Consider the following 23,039-nt stretch of genomic DNA (forward strand, 5'->3'; position numbering starts at 1 on the left):
TCCAGCCCGAGGGGATGTAGGAATGCGATAGGAAAGTCATAGATGCGGGCGTGTTGGCTAAAATGGGTCGGCCGGGATTGGTCAATCTCGGCCGACTATATTTTGCTAAAATAATCCGACGCTAACAACGAGCTCCTGCGAACTCACTGGTTTACTCAGGTGCGCGTTCATGCCCGCCTCACGCGAAAGCCTGCGATCGTCGGCAAAGGCGTTGGCGCTCACGGCGATAATCGGCGTGGTCGCGGCATCCTCGCGATCGAGCGCTCGAATCCGACGCGTGGCCTCAAGGCCATCGATACCGGGCATCATGATATCCATCAACACCACGTCGTACTCGTGCGGCGCACTCGCGGCAAATATCTCGACGGCAGACTCACCATCCTTAGCATGCGTCACGACGGCACCGGCGCGGGCGAGCGTAAACTGCGCGATCTCGGCATTCAGATCGTTATCCTCTACGAGCAAAACGCGCAAGCCCTGGAGCGCATCGTCATCGCCCGCATCCGCGCGAACTGCCTGAGGAATCTCGGAGCGTTTGCATTTCTCGAACGGCAGACGGATGGTAAACGTCGTCCCCTGCCCCAAGACGCTCGTAAAGCTCATGGTTCCGCCCATAAGCTCGACCAACTGTTTTGCGATAGGCGCGCCCAGGCCAGTCCCCGATGAGGCGCCTTCCACCTGTTGCTCCTCGCGGCAAAACGGCTCGTAGAGGTGCTGTTGGAACTCCTCGCTCATGCCAATACCGTTATCGGCGATCGTGTATTCATAGACGGGGACGCCATTCGCTGGCTCCACCTCGCGGCACACCAGGCGAACATAGCCGCCCTGGCGGTTGTACTTGACGGCATTGCCGGCAATATTGAGCAACAAGCGCTTGAGGTGCGTCACGCTCACCCGTGCATAGGGATGATCAAGCGTCTGCTGGTCGCAGATAATTGTCACCAGACGCTCCTCGGCCTGGCGCTCCAGAATATCGCGCACTTCACAGTTGAGGGCCACCAAATTTATGGGCACGAGGTTCAGGTCGACCTGTCCGCTCTCCAGGCGACTCATATCGAGTGCCTCGTTGGCAAGGTCGAGCAGCAGTCCCGACGCCGTCCAGATTTTTGAGCGGCACTCAGTCTGCTTTTGCAGATCGTCCGCATTGGCGTCGCCAACCTCGACCATGCCGCGAATGCCGTTGATGGGCGTGCGCAGATCGTGGCTCATGCGACGCAGAAACTCCGTCTTTGCCGAGTTGGCAGACGAGGCCTCACGCGCCGCCTTTGCCAGCTTGTCGCCATAGTCGCGCTCCTGATGCAGCAAGTCCGTCAAACGTCGGCGATCAGCGCGGCGACGCACCGTCACAACAACGGCCATAACACCGCTGTAGAGCGCCAGCACGCCGGCAGCAACAGCCGCTACAACCTCAAAGTAACGCCGCGCCGAGGCATAGGTGTACACATAGAATTTGTGCGCTTTTCCAAATGTGCCCAAATACCACTCGCCGTCGGCGTTAACCAATCTGACCTTACCAGCCAGGCATCGATCCTTAATACCGTCGACAATGAAGACGTCCGTCGCAGGCAGATCGAATACGCCCAATACGGTGGGTTCAACGGCATTGGTCGCAACGACCTTGCCGTCGCTTTCGATCACGATATTGCCGCTATCGATGGTTTCATAGCCATCAAGCAAGCTTTGCAGTTTGAGTGTATTGCTTGCAACCGCCTTCGCGCTCTGATGCCTTACCGCGATAACGATGCCCTCGCCATCCTGCCGAGTCACGCAGCCAATGTCTGCGACCGAATCATCCGCAAGCGTGATGCGGGCGGTATAGGACTTAAGCGGATGAGTTGCCACCTCCAGCACGGGTGATTCTTTGAGATACGCAGCGAGCGACTCGTAGCCCACATCGCCCGTCGAGGACTCGGACACCAAATTGCCCGATGCGTCCGTCACGATCAGCGCGCTCACGTTGAACTGGTCGGCATATTGCTCCAGCATGGCACTATCCACCGAACCGTCGCGCTCCATATCGCGGGCAGCCTCTCCGGCGATCTCCATAACGCGAATCAGGTTTTTGGTCGTATAGGCGCTGTTGAATGCATCGTAGGAAAGGCTCTGCGTCGCCACGTAATCGACAACGTCGGCAAAGCGCTGCTCGGCTTGGGCCGTCATGTAACCGTAGCTCATCATGCCGGCAGCAACCGAGAGCGCTATCCCCAGCAGAGCGACAAGGAGCCATGCCCCTGCCGAACGATTGCCCCGCTCCTGAGCGGCGTGGTCGAGCGCATCGATCATGACAGGCCCTCCACATTCAAAAATGGTGAAGGGTCATCAAAGTACTTTGACACTAGGCGTTCCATGGTGCCATCGGCAAGCATTTCTTGGTAGGCATGAGTGAGCTTAACGTCGATGCCGCGCGTATCGTTGATATCGAAAGCGGTGCCCAAACCAACCTCTAGCAGCGGCTCATCCAAAATGCGATACGTTACGCCATAGTCTTTTTCGTAGGTGAGCAGCAAGGACTCATGCGCGGCGATGGCGTCGACCAGGCCCTCGACGAGCGCCGGGTTCAGGCATGAACGGTCCGAAAAGCAGTAGAGCTCCTTGATCTGCGGAACGTTTTCATTTGTGCGATTGAGCAAAATGCCCTCAGGCTTGGTGGTGGACTGAACCGCCACGATCTTATCCTCAAGATCGGCAAGCGTATAGATATCGCTCTCGGGATCGACCGCGACCACCTGGCGGCTCGCAAGGTACGGACCGGCCCAACGATACTCGTTTTCGCGACCCGTCATGCTAAAGCTGCCCATGACGCAATCGAGCTCGCCGCTCGCCAGTAGCTCGTTCTTCTTTTCCCAATCGATCAGCTGGTACTTTGGCTTGTAACCAATGCGGGCCAAAGCCTCGGTCAATATCTCGACATCCAGGCCAACGATATCGCCGTACTCGTCGGTATACACAAACGGTGGATAGAGGTCGCTGCCGACGTTGAGCGTCTTAAGGTTGTCGTCTTTGGCCTGCGAGGCGTCCAGGCCTTCTAATGCAGACGTCGAGGCCCTGCCATTCGACCCGGAACAGCCGGCTATCGCTACGACAAAGGCACACGCTACCGCAAGCGCAACAAACAACGATATGGCAACCGAGCGACGGGGTCTTTTCATCGAGCTCCAGACGATCCTGTTTACAGACTGAAATGGTTAAAGATAATAGCAAACGAAACCACGCGAGTGCCCAATGGTTACAGACGTTCTACCATGCGGGGCCTTCCAGCCGACTTGGCAGAAGGTCCCGCATGCAGCGCACGCCTACCGTGCATTAAAAACGTAGCGGTCCAGGCGGTCGCACGCTTCCCTCACGCGCGAAAGCGGCAGCGCCAGATTCACACGAATGTGGCAGGGCCCGTGGAACGGACGGCCATCTTGGTAGCCAACGCCCACGCGCGCCCCCTCGTCGAGCAACCACTGAATATCGCGGCCATGCTCGCGGCACCACTCGGTGCAGTCCAGAAACACCATGTACGTGCCCTGCGGACGCGAATAGGACACGCCCTCAAAATGCTCGTCCACGTAATTGCAGAAGTACTCGATATTGCCGGCAAGCACCTGGTTGAGCTCGTCCACCCACTCATAGCCCTGCGGCTGGTAGGCACCGATAAGCGCATGCATGGAGAGGACATTCATCTCGTTGTAGTGGGTCTTGTTGGACACGGCGCACACGCGGTCGCGCAGCGTCTCGTTATAGATGATGTGGTAGCTGCCGACCAGGCCCGCCAGGTTGAAAGTCTTGCTGGGCGCGTAGAGGGCAACCGTGCGCATGCGAGCATCCTCACTCACCGACTGCGTCGGGATGTGCTTGTGTCCCGGCAGGATGATATCGGACCAAATCTCGTCCGAGATCACCACGCAATCGTGCTGGCGATAAATGTCCATGGCGCGCTCGATCTCGTCGCGCTCCCATACGCGGCCGCAGGGATTGTGCGGCGAGCAGAACACCGCGGCATGAATGTGGTTTTGGGCGAGTTTGCACTCCATGTCCTCAAAGTCCATGCGCCACACGCCTTGGTCGTCGAGTTTAAGCGGGCTGTGGACAATACGATAGCCCGCGGCTTCGATGGACTTGGTAAAGCCGATGTAGGTGGGGCTGTGGACCAGCACCGCATCGCCCGGCTGAACATACGCACGCAGCGTCGACACAACACCGCCCAGCACGCCGTTTTCGTAGCCGATATGCTCGGGCGCCAGGCCCTCAACGCCGTTGCGACGGCTCTGCCATTCGATGATGCGGTCAAAGTACTCGGGACGCGGATTGAAGTAGCCGAACATAGGGTGCTGGGCGCGCTGGATGATGTACTCCTGGACCGTGGGCACCGTGGCGAAATTCATGTCGGCCACCCACATGGGAATGCGGTCGAAGCCCTCGTCGGGTGCGTTCGGAGCCATACCGGGGATCTCGCCCCAGGAGTCAACGGCGATGGAGTCCATGCCGTGGCGGTCGACAAGCGAGCTAAAGTCGTATTTCATGCTGAGCTCCCGTGCAAAGTAGGCTGTTCCGATAGGCGTTATTGTCCACCAGCGTGGGCGGTTTTGGCGCGGGGTTTGGCGATTAATTTGACGGGTGCAGACGAATGGCAGGTTAGCCCCGCGCGTCGTTGACGGCGACTACGGTTAGCTGGGTTTCATCAACCGTAAAAGATATGTCGAGCCCGGCGAAGGCCAGATGATAGACGCGGTTTGGCTCGTGCTTGCTGCCTGCGCGACGTGGATCTTGGCGAAGGACCTCGACCAAGCCGGGGAGCTTTGCAGGCGGGACCATATCCTGCAGTGCTTGCGGAAACTCGACGTCGAGCTCTTGCCACGGAGCATCCTCAATCCAGCCGCCGGTCGCATCCGGGTGGCAGTCCGCAAACGGAATGTAGGGCTTAATGTCGTAGATGGGCGTGCCGTCGCGCAAATCGGCCCCCAGCACATGGATGATGGGGCCATCGTCGGTGAGCTCGACGCGATCGAGCTTGACGCAGGTAAGCCCAATGGGATTAGGGCGAAACGGACTGCGCGTGGCAAACACGCCCACGCGCTCGGCTCCGCCCAGACGCGGCGGGCGCACGGTTTTCGACCATTTTGCGTTGGTGCCGGACCTGTCCTGCGTTTTAGCGTCGACGGCAATATCCTTAGCCGTGCCGCCGGGCGTTCCGTTTTCGAAGCGCCACAGCAGCCACAGGTGAGAGAAGGAGTCCAGGCCCTCAACCGCTGCATTGGAGGCAAATTCCGGCTCAAAAAAGATTCGTCCCTGCAGATGGGGCGCCAAAAAGCTGTTGCGCGGAATGCCGAACTTCTGCGGCAGGTCGGTATGTATGCGTGCGATAGGTTCCATGCCGGTCATTGTACGGCATGGAGGCGTGGGGCGTTGCGCGCAATTCTTCGCCGCGGTCCCCCGTCGTGCAACCAACGGTTGCTTGGAAGGGCGCCTGCCGCCGCGTATGCTTAAGCCATCAACCAGCAGAAAGGAGCCGCTATGGCCTTTGCAGAAAAGCTCATTGCTGTCCGTCGCGCCCATCACCTTACCCAAGAGCAGCTTGCCGCTAAGCTCTTCGTCACACGCCAGGCCATCAGCCGGTGGGAGCGCGGCGAGGTCACACCGGGCATCGACATGATGAAGCTCATCGCCGCCGTAACCGGAGAACCGCTGTCCCACCTGCTCGAAATGCCTGAGCACTATTGCCAGAGCTGCGGCATGATACTCACGCCCGACGACTGCGGCACCGATGCCACGGGCACCGCGACCGATCATTACTGCAAGTGGTGCTACGACCACGGCAAGTACACCTATGACACCACCATGGAGGCAATGATTGAGGATTGTGCCCCGCGCCTGGCACAAAACACCGGCATGTCGCTCGACGAAGCCGTCTCGCTCATGGGCGCCGTCCTGCCGCAACTGGAGCGCTGGCGCACCGTGCAGGAAAACGAGGCGCGCTACGGTGCCGAGGCGCGGGCGCGCTACGGCGATGAGGCTATCGATGCAGCAAACGAAGCGTTGCTGGACATGGACCCCGAGACATGGAACGACATGAAGGAACTTGAACGCGCTATTCTGGGCCAGCTCTCGATTGCCATGGGCATTGGCGACCCAGAGAGCAACGAGGCTCGTAAGCTTGTCGCGATGCATCGTCGCTGGATTGCTCTCAACTGGGGATGCGAGCCCCAAGACGAGGCGTACCTGGGCCTCGCCCACGGTTATCTTGCCGACCAGCGCTTTGTTGACTACTACGACAAGCCCTGCGCCACCGGAGCCACGGCGTTTCTGGTCCAGGCCATCGAGTCTTCGTTGACGCGCGCATAGACCGCGGCGGCTTTGGGTATTTCAATCAAAACCTCAACCGATTGGAGACCTATGGCTACTAATCACGAGCTCGCGCTGTACGTTATGACCGGCTGCCCGTATTGCTTAAAGGTCAAGCACTTTTTGGCCGATAACGGCGTGACCATTCCCGAGCGCAATATCTCGACCGATTCCGATGCCGAACAGATACTCATCGCCGTCGGCGGAAAACGCCAGGTTCCCTGCCTGTTCATCGACGGCAAACCACTCTACGAATCGAGCGACATCATCGCGTGGGTGCAGGAAAACCTGCTCTAGTACGCACGCTCTGTCCGTCCAGGGCCCCAACCCATACGACCCAAACATGTACACCAGCATCCAAAGTCGACATTTTTCGACATCTTTGGATGCTGGTGTACAGCTTTTGCGGGTAGTCATCGGGGACGTTCTTAAATGCCTAGTCGCTAAAGAACGTCCCCGATGTCTAACTAGCCGCGGAAGCGGGCTGCGGATGCGAGCGGTTGCTCGCGGAAGACGCGGTCGACGGCGGCGCGGTATTCGTCGACCTTCTTGGTCTTGCGCACGATCTTATGGACGGTGGCGGGATCGGCGAAAGCGCACTTGGCGTAGAACCACCACTCCTTCATGCGAAAGACCGCGTTGCCGCCAATCTCTTCTGCATAGGCCGCGAACAGCGTGTCATGGAAACGTTGCAGCTCGGCGACGGTGGCGGCAGGGCCGCCGTTTACCATGCGTGCCAGCGCAGGGTTTGCAAGCAGACCGCGGCCCAGCATTACATGGCGCGTGTCGGGATAGGCAGCAACCAGCGCATCCATGTCCTCGAGGTCAAAAATGTCGCCGTTATAGGCTACCGGGAACGGCGCCCGCTCAAGCGTCTCGCCATAATACTCTTTGCGCGGCGAGCCCGTATAGCGATCCTTTTGCACGCGCGGATGCACGATCAGCTCGGCAAGCGGCATACGACAGTAGAGATCGAGCACGCGCTCGTACTCAGCATCGCTCTCAAGCCCCAGCCTGGTCTTTACCGACACCGGCAGTGGTGAGCGCTCGCACACGTCGCTCAAAAACACCTCGAGCTCATCCAGGTTGCGCAAGAAACCCGAACCCTTGCCCTTGGCAACGACTGTTCCCGAGGGACATCCCAAGTTGAGGTTGACCTCGTGGTATCCCATGTCGGCGAGCACCTGTGCCGCCCACACAAACTCATCCGCGTTCTTGGACATCAGCTGAGGCACCACGTTAAGCCCCTGGTTATTGGCAGGATCGACCTCCTTAAACGCCTTGCCGCCAAAGCGATTGCCCACCCGCGGCGGCGGCAAAAACGGCGTGTAGTAGCAGTCGAGCGCACCAAAGCATTCTGCATGCACGCGGCGGAACACATGCCCGGTAATCCCCTCCATGGGGGCCAGCGATAGAATCATCAACATCAACTTTCAAATCAATGTGACAAAGGGACCGTCCCTTTGTCACATTTGTACATCATTCGAGTGTTTATTTTGGCACAGCGGCGCAGGCAATCCCATGCATGTTATTCGTCCTTGGGCAGCGGCTTCATGCTCCAAAAGATGACGTTCATAATGATGACAATCACCAGGACAACGCCATTGGCCACCCAAAAGCCCATGTTGAGCCCAAGCCACTCCATAGTCCCAAACAAATCGATCCAAATCTGAGCCCAGTTCATGTAAACGCTCCTCTCTACATCGAAGTCACTACAGCAGCTCGCCGTAACGCTTGACATAGGCCTTCTTAAGGCTCGTCGCCAGCGCCATGTACAGCAAGATGCACGGAATCAGGAACAAGAAGTACTCGATGGGCAGTGCTCCCAGACCCAGCGTGGGGCCAAGCGGGCTAAACGGGATCAGCGTGAGCAGTGCAATGCCGGTCATCGTGAGCAGCATCACCGGAGCCGAGGCACGACTCTGGATAAACGGCAACTTGGGCGTGCGAATCATATGGATAACCAAAGTCTGGCTCCACATGGATTCGACGAACCAACCAGCCTGGAACAGCGCGATGTAGGCCAGCTGCATCTGCTCCAGCGCGGCACCCGAGTAGACGCTCGCCAGCTCGTTGAACAGTACACCGTGGCTCACAAACAGGGGGCAGAAGACAAAGTACATAAAGATGTAGGTCATAAAGTCGAAGATGGAGCTGGTGGGCCCAATCCAGATCATGAACCTGCCGACACTCGAGGCATCCCAGGCACGTGGCACGCGCAGGAACTCCTCGTCCACGTTGTCCCAGGGAATCGCCAGGCAGCTGCAGTCATAAATCAAATTGAGCAAGATCAGCTGAATGCTCATCATGGGCAAGAACGGCAGCAGGGCAGACGCGGCAAGTACGCTGAACATGTTGCCGAAGTTGGAGCTCGCGGTCATCTTGATGTACTTGATCATGTTGGCGTAGGTCTTACGCCCCTCGACGATGCCCTCCTCGAGCACCATCAGATCCTTCTCGAGCAAGATGATGTCGGCGGACTCCTTAGCAACGTCGACGGCCGTGTCGACCGAGATGCCGATGTCAGACGACTTCATGGCTGAGGCGTCGTTGATACCGTCGCCCATATAGCCCACCACATGCCCGTTCGCACGCAGGACGGAAACGACGCGCGACTTTTGGTCGGGCGTGAGCTTGGCGAAGACCTGCACATCCTCGGCCCGGCGAGCGAGCTCGGCGTCATCCATGTCAGCGATGTCACTGCCGAGCAACATGTTGTTGACCTGCAGCCCCACCTGTTTGCAGATGGTACGCGTAACCTTCTCGTTGTCGCCAGTCAGGATCTTGGTGGCAACGCCGTGATTGCGCAGCGCCTCGATCGCATCGGCCGTCGACTCTTTGGGCGGATCCAAAAAGGCCAGGTAGCCGATTAGGACCATGTCGCGCTCATCCTCGGCGCTAAAGGCACCGGCGGGTGACGGGTTGGACTTTTGAGCAATCGCCAGCACACGGAAACCGTCGTCATTAAGGTCGGAAACTGTCGCCAGAATGCGCTCGCGCACCTCGTCGTCCAGCACATGAACGCCGCCGTCGATCTCGGCATGCGAGCACACCGACAGCATTTCCTCGACCGCGCCCTTGGTAACCATCTGGGTCTTGCCGCTGCGATCGCGCACCACCGTGGTGAGGCGACGGCGCGTAAAGTCGAACGGCACCTCATCGACCTTCACGTAGGCCTCGGAAAGATCGGTGAGACTCGGGTCGTTTTGCTCCTCTTCCTCCGTGCACTTGATGATCGCCAGATCCATCAGATTCTTGTAGCCCGTCTGGAAATAGCTGTTGAGGTAGGCGTGGCGCAAAACGCGCGAATCCTCCTGGCCGTCGATGTTCCAGTGATACTCCAGCACCACCTGGTCCTGCGTAAGCGTGCCGGTCTTGTCGGTGCACAGCACGTCCATCGCGCCAAAGTTTTGAATCGAGTTGAGGTTCTTAACGATCGTCTGCTTTTTACTCATGGCAACCGCGCCCTTGGCAAGGCACGTGGTAACGATCATGGGCAGCATCTCGGGCGTCAGACCCACGGCAATGCTGATGGCGAACAGGCCGGCATCGAGCCAATTGCCCTTCGTGACGCCGTTGATCAAAAAGACAAACGGAACCATTACCATCATAAAGCGGATGAGCACCCACGAGACGCTGTTGACGCCCTTGGAAAAGCTCGTCTCCGCAGCGTCGTCGGACAGGCTCGACGCCATGGAACCAAACAGGGTCTGCTCGCCCACGCTAAAGACGAGCGCCGTCGCGCTGCCCGATATCACGCTGCTGCCCATGAGGGCAATGTTCTCGAACGACGTGGCCGAATCGGACTCGGTGCAGGTCGTGGGGACCTTCTCGACCGGCTCGCTCTCGCCCGTCAGGCTGGCCTGGCCCACAAAGAGGTCCTTGGCCTCGATAATCCTCACGTCGGCGGGAATCATGTCACCGGCGGACAGATGCACGATGTCGCCGACCACCACGTCGTCGATGGGAATCTCGGTCCTGGGGACATCCTTGCGGGTGACCGTCACGGTGGTCGTGATCATGTCGAGCAGCTTTTCGGCCGCATTGCCGCTACGCGCTTCCTGGACATAGCGCAGCGTGCCCGAAAGAACCACCATCGTGGTGATGATAATCACCGTCAGCGGGTCAAAGTCCTCCGGCGTGTTGCCCATCATCGACAACGCCGGGAATATCATGTCCGTCGTTGCCGAGATAATGGCTAGGAAAAACAGGATTGCCGTAAAGGGATTGACGAATGCATCCGCGAGCTTGCGGACAAGCGACTTTTTCTTGCCGCGCGTGACCACGTTGCGTCCGTTATCGGCCTCGCTGTGCGCGACCTCGTCGCGGTCCAGACCACCCAGGTTCGAGCCCACCCAGGACATGGCGTCCATCAGCGGGATAGTTGCCGCATGCTGGATGCGGCCCTCTGCACGATGCCTGATCAGTTCGTTTTGCGCCTGGACTGCAGATGGCGTATGGCGCATATTCAGCTTCTTCAATTGCCTTGCTCCGTTCTGTCGATCGGATGCAGAGCCGTCTAGCCGCGACGCCCGCCATTAAGGTGGACCTGCGCCGGCAGACATCGCCCTGCTTTGCTGGTACTGTCACTGCCGCTCACGGTCCTCACCTTCCCTTCGCGTCTGCGACTGTCCTTAGAATAGAAAAGCCGCAAGACCGGGCACATGGCTGGTTTCTTGCGGCTTTCTTGCGATTTGGCAAGGATTGTCAGAGTGGCTTTTGGGGTCGATAGAAGCGGACGATTCAACGCGTTACTCGGCTATTTTATAGCCCACACCCCAAACAGTTAGCAGGTACCGGGGATTGTCGGGCTCGGGTTCAATCTTCTTTCGGATCTTGCGGACAAAGGCCATGATGTTACTGTCATCGAGCAGATATTCGTCTTGCCATACAGCGCGATAGATTTCCTCTTTGCTAAAGACTGTGCCCCGGTTGCTCGCCAAAAAGGCCAGGATATCGAATTCTTTGGGCGTGAGCGAAACGGGCGCGCCCGACACTTTAACGGTGCGCGAAGCCAGATCGATGGAAAGATCGCCGATAACGATGGGCTCCGCAGCGGCACTTGTCTGCGAGCCGGCAACTGTCAGTTCTATGGCGGTCAGCCCGCCCGATGCGATATCGGCAAACACGGGTGCAAGTTCGAGAGCGGCGGCGCTACCGGACGAGAACAGCGCGTTGCTGAGCTCGGCGGCCTCTGCCGGCGTAATCGCTATGTTGGTTCTGTTGGTACGCATAGAACCGCCCTAGAACAGACTGCTCGAGCGGGACAGGTAAACCCGCTTGATCGTCGAAACAACAACAAGATACAACACGCTCAGCAGTGCAACGATGCCCAGATACCACATGGGCAGCGTGACAAGGCCGAGCAGTTGCGCGGCAGGACTCAGCGCGAGAAGGGCCGAGGCGATAAGCATGGTGGCGACCATTATCACGAGCGGACGACACGGCCGGTCCCCGTCGCGAACGTTCCGCGCTCGCAAGACGAGGAGCACGAGCGATTCGGTCCAAGCGCACTCCAGTAACCATCCGGTCTGGAAGGTCGCGATAAAGGCCGCCTGGCCCGCAGCACTCAACGTGACAAAGGACCCACCGCACACCGCGGGGCAAACGCCCAGGAGTAAAATGGCAAACGTGATGATGTCAAACGCCGAACTCGCGAAGCCAAAGTGAAGCATAAAGCTGCCGAGGCCCTTGCCCGACCATGCCTTGGGACGGGCGATCTCCGCATCGTCGACGTTATCCCACGAGAGCGCCAGACAGGTGGCGTCATAGCACAGGTTGAGCAAAAGCAGCTGAGCGGCGGTTGCCGGCAAAAACGGCAGGAAGATACTCGAGGCGGCAACCGAGCAGATATTGCCAAAGTTGGAACTCGACGCGATGCGAATGTACTTGGAAGCGTTGGCGAACGAAGTCCTGCCTTCGCTGACGCCCTCGGCGACCACGCCCAGGTCGCGCTCGAGCAGTACCAGATCGGCAACCTTTTTGGATTCCGCTGCCGCCGAGTCCACAACGATGCCGACATCTGCCGACGTAAGCGCCGGCACATCGTTCACACCATCGCCGATATAGCCGACCGTATGGCCAGAGAGTCGAATGAGACTGACAACATGAGCCTTTTGCGCGGGCGTGAGCTCGGCAAACACACGAGTACGCCCCACGCGAACAAGCGCCTCGGACTCCTCCATGGCATCGAGCATGCTGCCGGTGATAACGCTATCGGCAGGAATGCCCAGGCGCGAACAGGTTGACCGGGCAACCGAAGCCGAGTCGCCGGTAAGCACGCGCACCTCAACGGAAAGGTCGGACAGCGCGCGCACGGCGGCGCGAGCGCTTGCCTTGGGCCGATCGAAAAAGCCCAAAAAGCCGCAGAGCACCAGGTCACCCCAGTCCGAAGACGTTGTGCTGTAGGCAACGGCGAGGACCTTGATGCCGTCGGCACGCATGTCCTCGGCAACCTCATAGGCGCTCTGGCGGCCCGCGGCGTCCATGGGGACGAGTTCCCCTTTAAAGTTGGCCCAGGCACAACGAGCGCAAACACTCTCGACCTCGCCCTTTACGATGGTCAAGTGATTGCCAGGGCGAGTCTGCAGCCCCAGGCAACCAAGCGCCCCAGGCATGGCATCGAGCTTAACACCCGAAGCCTTGGTGACGTGGTCGAAAGGATCAGATGCGTGCAGGGTAAATGCGCCTGCGAGGTCTTTGGCGGCGAGACGCAACTCGGGCGCGGCGCACGCGTCGGCAATGGCCCGGTTGAGCTGGTTGGCGGCCGCCCCCTGGCTCGTACTCTCCAAATACGCCAGGTTGAGCGTTTGCTCGCTTTCGTTGCCCAGGATATCGGTATAGTACTCGAGCACCGCGGCGTCCTCGGTGAGCGTGCCCGTCTTGTCCACGCACACCACGTCCATGGAGCCCAGTGATTCCATGGCGTCAACGTTTTTAACAATGACCTGTTTGTTCTTAAGGCGATGCGCGCTGCCCGAAAGGCACACGCTTGTGACGACTGGCAGCATCTCGGGGACCAGGCCAACGGCCGTGCCCAGGGCAAACAGCAGGGCCTGCGGCCAGTCGCCCAGCACAAAACCTCGAATCATAATGACAAACGGCAGCACGATGAGCATGCACCTCACCAGGGCGGCACAGATGCTCCTGGCACCAGCGCCAAACTGCGTGCCTAGCCGAGCGCGCCGCGGCGATGTGGGCGGCTCCTCGGCAACGCGAGCGTGAACGGTTGCCGAAGCCTTTCCGTCAATGATGGTCGTTCCAGCACGGACGGCCTCCCCTTCTCGCTTGACGGTCTGACCGCTCTCGCCCGTAAGCGACGATTCGGAGACAAGGATGTGGTCGCCCTTGGCAAGGACCGCATCGACCGGGCAGAGCATACCGGCATACAGGCGAATCACATCGCCAGGCACGAGCTGGTCGGAATCGACTTGAATCCAGCAAGCGTCGACACGTTTCCAAACGGCCGCATGGTTCGCCTTAAACATGTGCCGGTCGAAGCTGCGCTTGGCTTCGTTTTCGTAGAACAGGCGCACCAGGCCGCCGACCAGCCACATCAAAAACAGCACGGCAGGTGCGAACACTCCTGTCTGGCCTTGCGCCTGCGGTACGACGTCGACCAAAAAGGCCAAGCCGGCAAGTGCAAGCAGCAGCGACGAAAACGGATTAAAGAACGATTTTTTAATCATCGAAGCCTCTTTCTAGCATGGCTTCGATTGTATCCGAGGCGTATACCAGCATCCCCGCCCCAGACCTTGCGACTTCCTTGCTTTTACGCGTGACAAAGTTTTGCTATTGCTCACTTGCGCCGCACTTGGGATGCAGGGTAAACAGTGAAGGAGCTGCAGAGCAGGCCTACGCTCCAGTTGCCGCTCAAAAACGCCGTGACCACGTCGCAGATATCCTTGCTCGCGCTCATCTTGGTTGGGGACATCGGCCTTCTGCTCATTGCGGTGAGTATCTTGCTCTATGCTCTTATCCAACGCTAGCCCAGACTGACGCGCCCCGTGCGCTGCAACGACCGCCACGACACCAAGGACCGGCAATGGCTACACTTTCCGAACAAGAACGCAAGCGCATCCGGCGATACTGCATCTACCCCAAGATTGCCGGTGCGGCGCTTGCCATGGCATTCGTGCTGCCATTTTTGATCATTCCCTTCGAAATGATTGACGACATCGTCTTTCATCACGAAGGCTTCCAAGAGACGGGTATGATGACCGCCCTGGTGCTCACCGCCATCGAGCTCGTCATATTCTGCTACTGCACGCTCGCGCCACGCTTTGGTATGCGCGGCAAGCAGTGGAAGAAAATGCAGCGCCGACTCGTCGTCGAGCAGACCGAGAAAGACCGCTCGGCACAAATCGCAGGCGTTGTCGGTACGCAGGCCGCCGCGCGCTTACTCAAGAACAGCGACAACGAGACCGCACGCAATCTGGGCAGCGCGGCAGAAGTCGCCGCTGCCGTAGGCGCCGTTGCCACCGCAGCAGACGTGCTTACCGAGAGCTTCGCTAACGCAAAGGCCATGGCGGAGGCCTGCGGCTTGCCTATCCCCCGTGCAAAAAAGTGGATCATCGCGCTTGTGGCGCTACCCCTCGCAATCGTATGCGGTGCCTATATCCCGCAGCTGGCGCAGGGAAACACCGAGATGCAGGAGAACGCCGCGGCCGCGGCCGAGCAGATCGCCATCGCCCGCATGACGTTAGAGCCCGCATGCGAGTACGTGTCTGCCGATGACCCTTACGAGCGATATCAAGATTACGGCTATCACGTCCGCGGCTACTTGCACGACGGCGACTCCGATACCCAGAAGACCTATACGTACCTGGATTTCGACAACAAGGGAACGCTCAAGGAAGTGAGTTACGTAGCAGAAATCGACCCCGATGCGAGCCTTGAGGACAACCTCGCCCGCATCGAGCTCGACTTTGACGAGCTTTCCTCTGTCGTCCAAACCGCAGACGTCAAGACCGTGAGCCCCGAGCTCCTAGCACCGCAAAAGCTCCCCGAAGAGTTTAGGCAGGCTTTCTTGAACGGTTCGCTCTACGAGAGAATCTCCATCAGGACGAGCGACGACCCCGTCAAAGCGTATTACTCGTTTGACACGGATCCCGAGGACGAGTTTGACGAGTACACCCATCCAAGCATCCGTATCACGTTGATGGGTAAAACGAGCTAGGCGCAGGAGGGGGGCTGCCCCTTCCCCCATGCGGCAAAGGGACAGCCCCTTTGTCACATTATTCCGAGCGCAGAGCCTCTACGGGGTCTTTCTTAGACGCGCTGCGGGCCGGCAGCAAGCCAGCGACGACCGTCAGCACCACCGAGATCGCGATGAGCGCCAGCGCGTCCTGAACGGGCAGGCTCATCAGGTTGGGAACCTGCTTGGTCGCAAGCGCCCAGGCATTGACCGGGAGGCTCACGAGCACCACGACGGCGATGGCAAAAACGCCGGCGATAAGGCCCTCGATAAACGTCTCGGCGTTAAACACGTTGGCCACGTTGCGCTTCGATGCGCCAATCGCGCGCAGAATGCCAATCTCCTTTTTGCGCTCCAGCACGCTGATGTACGTGATGATGCCGATCATGATGGAGCTCACCACCAGGCTGATGCTTACGAATGCGATGAGCACCAAGCTGATGGTGTTCACGATGTCGGTCACCGAACCCATGATGATGCCCATGTAGTCGGTGTACGAAATTGCCCGATCATCGTGACCAGCGGCTTTGACCTGCTTGTTGTACGCATCGATGTGATCGAGTACGCGCTCCTTGGCCTCAAAGTCGCGCGGGAAAATCTTGACCGAGATGGGGTCCGCCTCGTCCGCATAACCCAACGAGGTCAGATTGTTGTCGTAGGTGAGCTTCGAAGCCTTGGCATAGCTCATCATGAGCGAACTCAGGTCCTCGGCGTCCATGTTGAAGTGGATGGCACGAGCAAAGGCGCTCGCATCCACGTGCATGGCGCTCGCCAGGTTGGCAAAACTCGAAGACATCTGCGTCGCCATCTGGTCCATAAGCCCCGCTGTGCCCGCCTTGAGTTGGGACGATACCGTCGACGCTATCTGCTCGCTGATTACCTTCATCACCTGATCCATAGCCTGCTGCAGATACGGAGCCAGCTGCTTTTGCACATAGTCGGTCATCGCCTGCTGCAGACGCTCTGCCAGGGCATCGCCGCCGAGCGCCTTGAGCTGAGCCAGGTATTGCTGGGCTGCGGCATCATTCTCAAGATACGTCGAGAATGCGGCGGCGAGCTTTGACGCGTCCTTAAGATCTTCGGGCGACAGCGCCTTAAACTGATCAGACTGCAAAAAGCCCTCAAACAGCTGATTGGCTAGTGTTCCCACCTGCTGCATTTGCTCGGGCGTGAGCTCAAGACCGTCAAAGATGCCCGAGAAATCTGGTGCCGGCGCTTTGGCCATGATGTCGCTGAAGTCGATGTCCTTGCCAACGCTCGAAAGGTCAATGTCCAGCCCGGATAAGTCGATACCGGAAAGGTCCATACCGCCGGCAGCGCCCGAAAGCGCAGACGTATCGAACGAGAACGCGCTCTTGAGCGCCGCCTCGTCCACACTGAACATGCTGCCCAGGTCCACGCCTTGTTTGGCCTCGCCTTGCAGCTCATCGAAAGACTTGCCCGTAAAGACATCCGTCTCGGGGTGGGCGAGTTGCTCCTGCACAATCTGCGAATTTGCGGCGCGCTCCATAAGCTGGCGAGTCAGCGCATGCGTGTAGGCAATGCCCGGGGACAACGCGCTCGCGTTGGCCGTCTCGTTGGGTCGTACCACGCCCACAATGTGCACGTCGATACCGTCGGCAACCTTGGCGGCCATAAAGTCGGCGTCGCCAGACATATCGGTCCACATGCCGGTCTCTTCGTTTTTGCGATACGCATCGGCCGGCGACAGCACCTTAAACGTCGTGGACAGCGCGTCGTCGTAGGTAAAGTCGGTGCCGGTCTCGGGCGTTTCGACCCCACCGTCAGCCGCCATGGCGCTGTTTACCAGATCATTGAGCTCATCGATATCCAGCGCACCGATGCTGTAGAGCGTGTAGTCGCCCACCGTGCCGCGGCTCGAAAGCACCATCACGGCTTCGTTAGCAGACGTAGGCCAATGCCCCGCCACGACGTCGTATTGGCTGTCGAGCAGGCTCTGGTCGTCAATCATCTCGTTAAAGACCGAGGTTCCCATGGATTCCATGCTCACCGTTGCCGCCGAGCTCGCGCCTCCGCTCATGGCCTCGGTCATGGCGTTGGGCACCAGCCGGACAGGCTTCTCATCGCCCTTACCCGCACGATAGACAACCGGCGATACACCGTAGCCGTACTGAATGGCGTTGACCTCTTTATCGATGCCGTCGCCACCGGCATCGAGCCATGCCTTAAAGCTCGTCATGTCGTTGGACTTAACGCTCGCAAACATATCCTTTACGGCCGTAACCACGGGAATTTTATCGGTTCCCTGAGCCCTGCCACCGGCACTGTCATCGGACGAATCCACGTTTTCAGGCGAGTCATCATCCGCGGCCCCCTGCCCGCCCATCATGGACGATAGATCGTAATCCTGCTTGGAAATGGTGAGTGGGTAGCTCGAAAGCGTATCCTCCTCGACCTTTTTGATGTAATTGTTCACGCCATTGGACAGCGCCAGAATCGCCGCGATACCGATAATGCCAATCGACCCCGCAAAGGCCGTCATGGCCGTACGGCCCTTCTTGGTCATAAGGTTGCGGGCAGAAAGCCCCAGCGCCGTCACAAAGCTCATCGAGGTTTTGCGCGTAGGCTTGGCCTCGCGGCGCGTGGCGTCAGCGACATCGAAGGGATCGGAATCGTCGGTGATCTTGCCGTCCGCCAGGTTGACAATGCGCGTGGCATATTGGTACGCCAGCTCGGGATTGTGCGTGACCATGACAACCAGGCGGTCGCGCGCCACGTCCTTGAGCAGATCCATGACCTGTACGGATGTCGTTGAGTCCAAAGCGCCGGTCGGCTCGTCTGCCAGCACGATCTCGGGATCGTTAATCAGGGCGCGGGCGATGGCCACGCGCTGCATCTGTCCGCCCGATAGCTGGCTCGGGCGCTTGTTAACGTGCTCGCCCAGGCCGACTTTCTCCAACGCCTCGCGCGCACGCTGGCGGCGCTCGGCATGCCCCACGCCCGTGAGCGTAAGCGCCAACTCCACGTTTTCCAAAATGGTCTGATGCGGAATGAGGTTATAGCTTTGGAAAACAAAGCCGATGCGGTTGTTGCGGTAGGCATCCCAATCGCGATCGTGAAAATCCTTAGTCGAAATACCGTCGATCAGCAGGTCGCCAGAATCGAAATGATCGAGCCCGCCGATAACGTTGAGCATCGTGGTTTTACCCGAACCCGAGGGACCCAGAATGGCCACGAACTCGTTATCGCGAAAAGACAGGCTTACGCTGTCGAGCGCCACCTGCGTAAACGACTGCGTAACGTATCTTTTGCAAATACCTTTGAGCTCCAACATGGACGGCAACCTCTCCCACGCGGGCGCACTCGCCCACTCTCCCCCGCCGTTCGTATTCGACGCGTTTGTCCTACTCTATCCCCATTTTTCACCGACACCAGTGAGGAATGTAGGGAACCGCGCCAAAAAACGAACGGGACGGCGCCCAAAAAAGAGGCCCCAAGTGGGGCCTCTATATGGTGGAGATTATCTTGAAAGGCAGCGGACTACTCCGCACAGCGGCGCACGATCCTCGCGATGCTTTACGTGTTTTTTACTGCTCGCTATTCGCAATCGCCTGGTCAATAAGCTTGTCGAGCGCTGCGCGCTGCTCGGCGGAGCTGATGGCTCCCACGATGGGCTCCCCTACGATGTTGCCATTCTGATCGATGACATACGTTGTCGGGAACGAGAACAAATTTGACGTGAACTTACCGGCCTCGCTATCCGACTTGAACCAGATGTTCTTATACGTCACGCCCTTCTTGCTCAGCACGTCCTTGGCATCTGCAATCTCGCCCTTGTTGCCATCGAGCGTAAAGGAATTGACGCCCACGACCTGGCCGCCCTTCTCGGCAAGCTCCTTATTCAGTTTCTCAAGATCGCCCAGCTCGCCCACGCACGGCTTGCAAGTGGTGAACCAGAAGTTCATGACGGTGACCTTGTTCTTAGCGAACAGCTCGTCGCTGCTCACGTCGTTGCCGTCCAGGTCCTTGCCCGTAAAGCTGGGGAACTTCGTCGCCTCGCTCGAAGCATTGGCACCAGCCGTCATGCCAGCGGTCGAAGCGTCGACGCTCTCGCCTGCACTCGGCGTGCTTCCACAGCCGGGGAACTCCTTCTCCAGGCTCTCGAGCTTGTCCTCGATCTCCTTGATCTGCTGTGTACCGGCCTTGAGTGTCTTAAGCTCATCCGCCGTGAACTCATCCTTGGCGCCGTCGATGGTCTTGAGCAGAAAATCGCCGTAATTGCTGCCGTCCTCAATCATTGCCGAGTCTTTATTTGCTGCATTGAATACCTTTTCCCACAGCGCGTTATCACTCGAAAAGATCTCGTTCTCCTTCTGCATGAGCTTCGCATACAGCTCGGCGGCCTCGTCGGCATTGGCCGGCTTCTGCGCAGTGAGTTCTGCGATCTTAGGATTGGAGCTCGCAGATTCGCTCGCATTGCCACCGGGCGCCGAACATGCCACAAGACACAAGGCCAATACCGGCACCATAAACAGGGCCGCAATCTTAGAAAGCTTCATAGTCATTCCTCCGTTTTGTCGAAGCTTGTTTACTTTTTATCAGCGGTCAAGGGAAGCTTTTCCGCCGACACATCCAGGCCATAGCGATAGCTGATGGCATCGACGGGACAGGCCCCGATGCACTTTCCGCACCGGATACATTCGGCATGATTGGGCGCCCGGACCACATCAACGTCCATCTGACAAACCTTTGAGCACTTGCCGCACGAGACACATTTGCATGCGTCAACCCGAATCCCCAGTAGGGACACCCTATTCATAAGCGCATAGAATGCACCGAGTGGACAAATCCATTTGCAGAAGGGGCGGTAGAACAAAACACTCAGCACTACCACGGCAATGAGAACGGCAAGTTTCCAAGTAAAGAGATGTCCCAACGCAGATCGAATGCCGGCGTTGGCAATGGCCAGTGGAATGGCGCCCTCGAGTACGCCCTGCGGACAGATGTACTTACAAAAGAACGGGTCGCCCATGCCCACGTCGTTAACCACCAAGACGGGCAGCAGCACCACGGCAAACAGCAGCACGACGTACTTGATGTACGTGAGCGGCTTGAGCTTTTTCGTGGAGAACTTTTTGCCGGGAATCTTATGAAGCAGCTCCTGCAGCCAGCCAAACGGGCATAGAAAGCCGCATACAAAGCGTCCCAGCAGCACGCCGAGCAAAATGAGCGTACCGGTGACGTAGTAAGAAAAGTTGAACTTGGATGAACCCACCACCGACTGGAACGACCCGATGGGGCACGCACCCGATGCCGCGGGGCACGAATAGCAATTAAGTCCAGGTACGCAGACTGTTTTTCCCGCGCCCTGATAGATGCCGCCTTTGGCAAAGTTTGGCAGGTGAATATTGGTGACCAGCGTCGCCGCCGCCTGAATGAATCCGCGAAATCGGGCCAAAACATGCGACGCAGTGTTTTCTCTTTTATCCAATTCCGATACACTCCAAGCACAGCCTAATCGCTTTGGCCAGCACGGCATCCGCCTCGCCACGCATAACGCCAAAGCACACCATGGCAATTCCGACGATCAACAAAGCGACCTGTACCACGGGTTTTACCGCTTTGAACAACACGACCACTCCTTTCGTTACGCGACCATTGGACCATATCGGCTATAAAATCCGTGTTAAGCGCGATTTGAAATGTGCAAGGAGACTGTTATGCGTATTTTGATCGTCGAGGACGAGCGGGCGCTGTGTGACGCAATCGCGCGCAGCTTGCGAAACTTGGCGTACAGCGTCGACTGCTGTCACGACGGACAGGAGGCGCTCGACCTACTGGACGTTGAGGCCTTCGACCTCGTGGTACTCGACCTCAACCTTCCCCGCATCGACGGCATGACCGTACTCAGGGAACTTAGGAAAACTGACTGCGAGACTAAGGTACTGATTCTGTCCGCACGTGGCGAAGTATCAGATAAAGTCGCCGGACTCGATGCCGGCGCCAACGATTACCTCACCAAGCCGTTTCATCTGGACGAGCTTGCGGCAAGGATTCGCAGCCTTACCCTCAGACGCTTTACACAAAGCGACATAGTATTAACCTGCGGAAAGCTCCGCTTTGACACCAAGGCGCGCATCGCTTCCGTGGACAGTGAGGCTTTATCTCTTACGCGCAAGGAAACGGGAATCTTGGAATACCTGATGCTTAATCAGGGGCGTCCGGTAAGTCAAGAGGAGCTTATCGAGCACGTTTGGGATAGCAGCGTGAACAGCTTTAGCAACGCAACCCGCGTTCATATTTCGTCGCTCCGAAAAAAGTTGCGCAGCGCTTTGGGATACGACCCGATTCGCAATCGGATTGGAGAGGGCTACGTTATGGAGGATAGCGAATGAAAAGGCTTTCCCTGCAATGGCGCATAACGATTATGACGGCACTGCTCACGTGTGCAGCATGCGTGCTGACAAACTGCCTGGTCGGCTATACGGGCATGCGCTACATGGATGCCATCGGCAGTAACATCTCGGCCTTTAACGCAACCGGCGAAGATTCGCCCCAGGCGTTCGACCCAACGAAAGCGACCCCCGATGACAAGGTCACGATCGTCGTAAACGACGCACAAGAGTCTTTTGGCACGACAACCTGGTACATCACGGCTGGAGTCACACTCCTTGGCGGCGCGCTGGCATACTTTGCGAGCGGCCGTGCACTCAAACCGCTACGGGCTTTTGCAGCCCAGGTTGAGCGTGTGCAGCCTGACAACCTAAGCGAAATCAGACTCAGTGAAGATGTGCCCACCGAGCTACAGCGATGCAGCGCCTCTTTCAACGACATGATCGCCCGTCTTGGCGAAGGGTTCTCTGCGCAGCGTCAGTTTACCGGCAACGCCGCACACGAGCTGCGCACCCCGCTCGCCCTTATGCAAGCACAGATTGAACTATTCATCTCCGAGCGCTCCGGTCTGCAACCCGAAACAGCCGAGCTGCTCGGCCTGCTACAAGAACAAACCGAGCGCATGTCTCGAATGACCAAGATATTGCTCGAGATGAGTGAGCTCCGCAGCGTTCCTTGCGAGGACGCTGTTGAACTTGGTCCCTTGTCCGAAGAGGTCCTCACCGACCTTGCGCCGCTTGCCGAGAATAAGGACGTAACCCTCGATTGCGCCGGAGACGCTTTGACAATCGGAAGTGATACGCTCCTCTATCGGCTGGTGTTTAATCTGGTCGAAAACGCCATCCGTTACAGCCGCTCCGGCTCGACTGTCAACGTCTCCATCAGCGGCAGCGACAGCCACGTGCTCCTGCGAGTCAAAGATGAGGGCCCGGGAATACCCAAGCAGTACCGAGAGAGCATCTTCCAGCCGTTCTTTCGTCTAGACAAATCCCGCAGCAGAGCATACGGCGGCGCAGGACTCGGGCTAGCGCTTGTTTGGGAGATTGCAGCGCTTCACGGTGGCACGGTAGAGGTCGAAACAAGTTCCGAGAACGGAACCACCATGCTCGTAAGCCTTCCAAAACGATCCGCAGCGTTAACCGAACAGTAAAACGAAAGGGGT

At 58.3% G+C, this 23,039-nt stretch carries 18 protein-coding genes; 5 read left to right on the top strand and 13 right to left on the bottom strand.

Features of this window, described 5'->3' with window-relative positions:
- Positions 1 to 105: 105 nt before the first annotated feature.
- The 4 genes from AAAX59_RS06605 to AAAX59_RS06620 all read right to left on the bottom strand — a co-directional run bounded on the left by AAAX59_RS06605 (position 106) and on the right by AAAX59_RS06620 (position 5,358).
- Positions 106 to 2,283 (bottom strand): response regulator, encoded by a 2,178-nt coding sequence (locus AAAX59_RS06605; protein WP_349071200.1) that lies wholly within the window; start codon positions 2,281 to 2,283, stop codon positions 106 to 108.
- Positions 2,280 to 3,149, bottom strand: coding sequence for a transporter substrate-binding domain-containing protein (locus tag AAAX59_RS06610; RefSeq protein ID WP_349071202.1), 870 nt, complete (start codon positions 3,147 to 3,149; stop codon positions 2,280 to 2,282). Before AAAX59_RS06610 ends, AAAX59_RS06605 begins: the two co-directional genes overlap by 4 nt.
- A gap of 144 nt (positions 3,150 to 3,293) precedes the next feature.
- The gene (locus AAAX59_RS06615; protein WP_349071204.1) at positions 3,294 to 4,508 is read right to left on the bottom strand and encodes an aminotransferase class I/II-fold pyridoxal phosphate-dependent enzyme; all 1,215 of its coding nucleotides are present in this window, start codon (positions 4,506 to 4,508) and stop codon (positions 3,294 to 3,296) included.
- A 112-nt stretch (positions 4,509 to 4,620) separates the two neighbouring features.
- On the bottom strand, positions 4,621 to 5,358 hold the full coding sequence (locus AAAX59_RS06620; protein WP_349071205.1) for a TrmO family methyltransferase: 738 nt from the start codon (positions 5,356 to 5,358) through the stop codon (positions 4,621 to 4,623).
- A gap of 141 nt (positions 5,359 to 5,499) precedes the next feature.
- Here AAAX59_RS06620 and AAAX59_RS06625 point away from each other — a divergent pair, with 141 nt between their 5' ends.
- Positions 5,500 to 6,327 (top strand): TipAS antibiotic-recognition domain-containing protein, encoded by an 828-nt coding sequence (locus AAAX59_RS06625; protein ID WP_195363812.1) that lies wholly within the window; start codon positions 5,500 to 5,502, stop codon positions 6,325 to 6,327.
- Between the two features lie 51 nt (positions 6,328 to 6,378).
- Positions 6,379 to 6,624, top strand: a complete 246-nt coding sequence (locus AAAX59_RS06630) for a glutaredoxin (protein WP_349071207.1) — start codon at positions 6,379 to 6,381, stop codon at positions 6,622 to 6,624.
- A 170-nt stretch (positions 6,625 to 6,794) separates the two neighbouring features.
- Here the strand turns inward: AAAX59_RS06630 and AAAX59_RS06635 are convergent, their stop codons facing one another.
- The 5 genes from AAAX59_RS06635 to AAAX59_RS06655 all read right to left on the bottom strand — a co-directional run bounded on the left by AAAX59_RS06635 (position 6,795) and on the right by AAAX59_RS06655 (position 14,015).
- Complete coding sequence (locus tag AAAX59_RS06635) at positions 6,795 to 7,748, bottom strand: tRNA-dihydrouridine synthase family protein (RefSeq protein WP_349071209.1); 954 nt, start codon at positions 7,746 to 7,748, stop codon at positions 6,795 to 6,797.
- A gap of 107 nt (positions 7,749 to 7,855) precedes the next feature.
- On the bottom strand, positions 7,856 to 8,011 hold the full coding sequence (locus tag AAAX59_RS06640; RefSeq protein WP_349071210.1) for a conjugal transfer protein: 156 nt from the start codon (positions 8,009 to 8,011) through the stop codon (positions 7,856 to 7,858).
- A 28-nt stretch (positions 8,012 to 8,039) separates the two neighbouring features.
- A complete protein-coding gene (gene mgtA / locus AAAX59_RS06645; protein WP_349071211.1) occupies positions 8,040 to 10,808 on the bottom strand; it encodes a magnesium-translocating P-type ATPase in 2,769 nt (922 codons plus the stop codon).
- 270 nt (positions 10,809 to 11,078) lie between these two features.
- The gene (locus AAAX59_RS06650) at positions 11,079 to 11,561 is read right to left on the bottom strand and encodes a winged helix-turn-helix domain-containing protein (RefSeq protein ID WP_217750930.1); all 483 of its coding nucleotides are present in this window, start codon (positions 11,559 to 11,561) and stop codon (positions 11,079 to 11,081) included.
- A gap of 9 nt (positions 11,562 to 11,570) precedes the next feature.
- Complete coding sequence (locus AAAX59_RS06655) at positions 11,571 to 14,015, bottom strand: HAD-IC family P-type ATPase (RefSeq protein ID WP_349071213.1); 2,445 nt, start codon at positions 14,013 to 14,015, stop codon at positions 11,571 to 11,573.
- Positions 14,016 to 14,371: 356 nt separating this feature from the next.
- On the opposite strand from AAAX59_RS06655, the gene AAAX59_RS06660 reads away from it, so the two are divergent.
- Positions 14,372 to 15,505 carry a hypothetical protein gene (locus AAAX59_RS06660; protein ID WP_349071214.1) on the top strand — a complete coding sequence of 378 codons (1,134 nt, stop codon included), beginning with the start codon at positions 14,372 to 14,374 and terminating at the stop codon, positions 15,503 to 15,505.
- 58 nt (positions 15,506 to 15,563) lie between these two features.
- Here the strand turns inward: AAAX59_RS06660 and AAAX59_RS06665 are convergent, their stop codons facing one another.
- From AAAX59_RS06665 to AAAX59_RS06680, 4 genes are all read right to left on the bottom strand, one after another.
- A complete protein-coding gene (locus AAAX59_RS06665) occupies positions 15,564 to 18,818 on the bottom strand; it encodes an ABC transporter ATP-binding protein/permease (protein ID WP_349071215.1) in 3,255 nt (1,084 codons plus the stop codon).
- Between the two features lie 253 nt (positions 18,819 to 19,071).
- Entirely contained in the window at positions 19,072 to 20,043 is a 972-nt protein-coding gene (locus tag AAAX59_RS06670; RefSeq protein ID WP_349071216.1) for a TlpA disulfide reductase family protein, read from the bottom strand.
- Positions 20,044 to 20,072: 29 nt separating this feature from the next.
- Positions 20,073 to 20,975 (bottom strand): 4Fe-4S binding protein, encoded by a 903-nt coding sequence (locus AAAX59_RS06675; protein WP_254881775.1) that lies wholly within the window; start codon positions 20,973 to 20,975, stop codon positions 20,073 to 20,075.
- The gene (locus AAAX59_RS06680) at positions 20,968 to 21,114 is read right to left on the bottom strand and encodes a CD1871A family CXXC motif-containing protein (protein ID WP_040219972.1); all 147 of its coding nucleotides are present in this window, start codon (positions 21,112 to 21,114) and stop codon (positions 20,968 to 20,970) included. The genes AAAX59_RS06675 and AAAX59_RS06680 overlap by 8 nt, the downstream gene beginning before the upstream one ends.
- Positions 21,115 to 21,204: 90 nt before the next feature.
- Here AAAX59_RS06680 and AAAX59_RS06685 point away from each other — a divergent pair, with 90 nt between their 5' ends.
- Both AAAX59_RS06685 and AAAX59_RS06690 read left to right on the top strand, forming a co-directional pair.
- Positions 21,205 to 21,879: a response regulator transcription factor gene (locus AAAX59_RS06685; protein ID WP_343006660.1), complete on the top strand. Its 675-nt coding sequence runs from the start codon at positions 21,205 to 21,207 to the stop codon at positions 21,877 to 21,879.
- Positions 21,876 to 23,027, top strand: coding sequence for an ATP-binding protein (locus AAAX59_RS06690; protein ID WP_349071217.1), 1,152 nt, complete (start codon positions 21,876 to 21,878; stop codon positions 23,025 to 23,027). The genes AAAX59_RS06685 and AAAX59_RS06690 overlap by 4 nt, the downstream gene beginning before the upstream one ends.
- Positions 23,028 to 23,039: the final 12 nt, after the last annotated feature.

Source organism: Collinsella sp. CLA-ER-H2, from assembly GCF_040092405.1.
Lineage (GTDB): Bacteria > Actinomycetota > Coriobacteriia > Coriobacteriales > Coriobacteriaceae > Collinsella.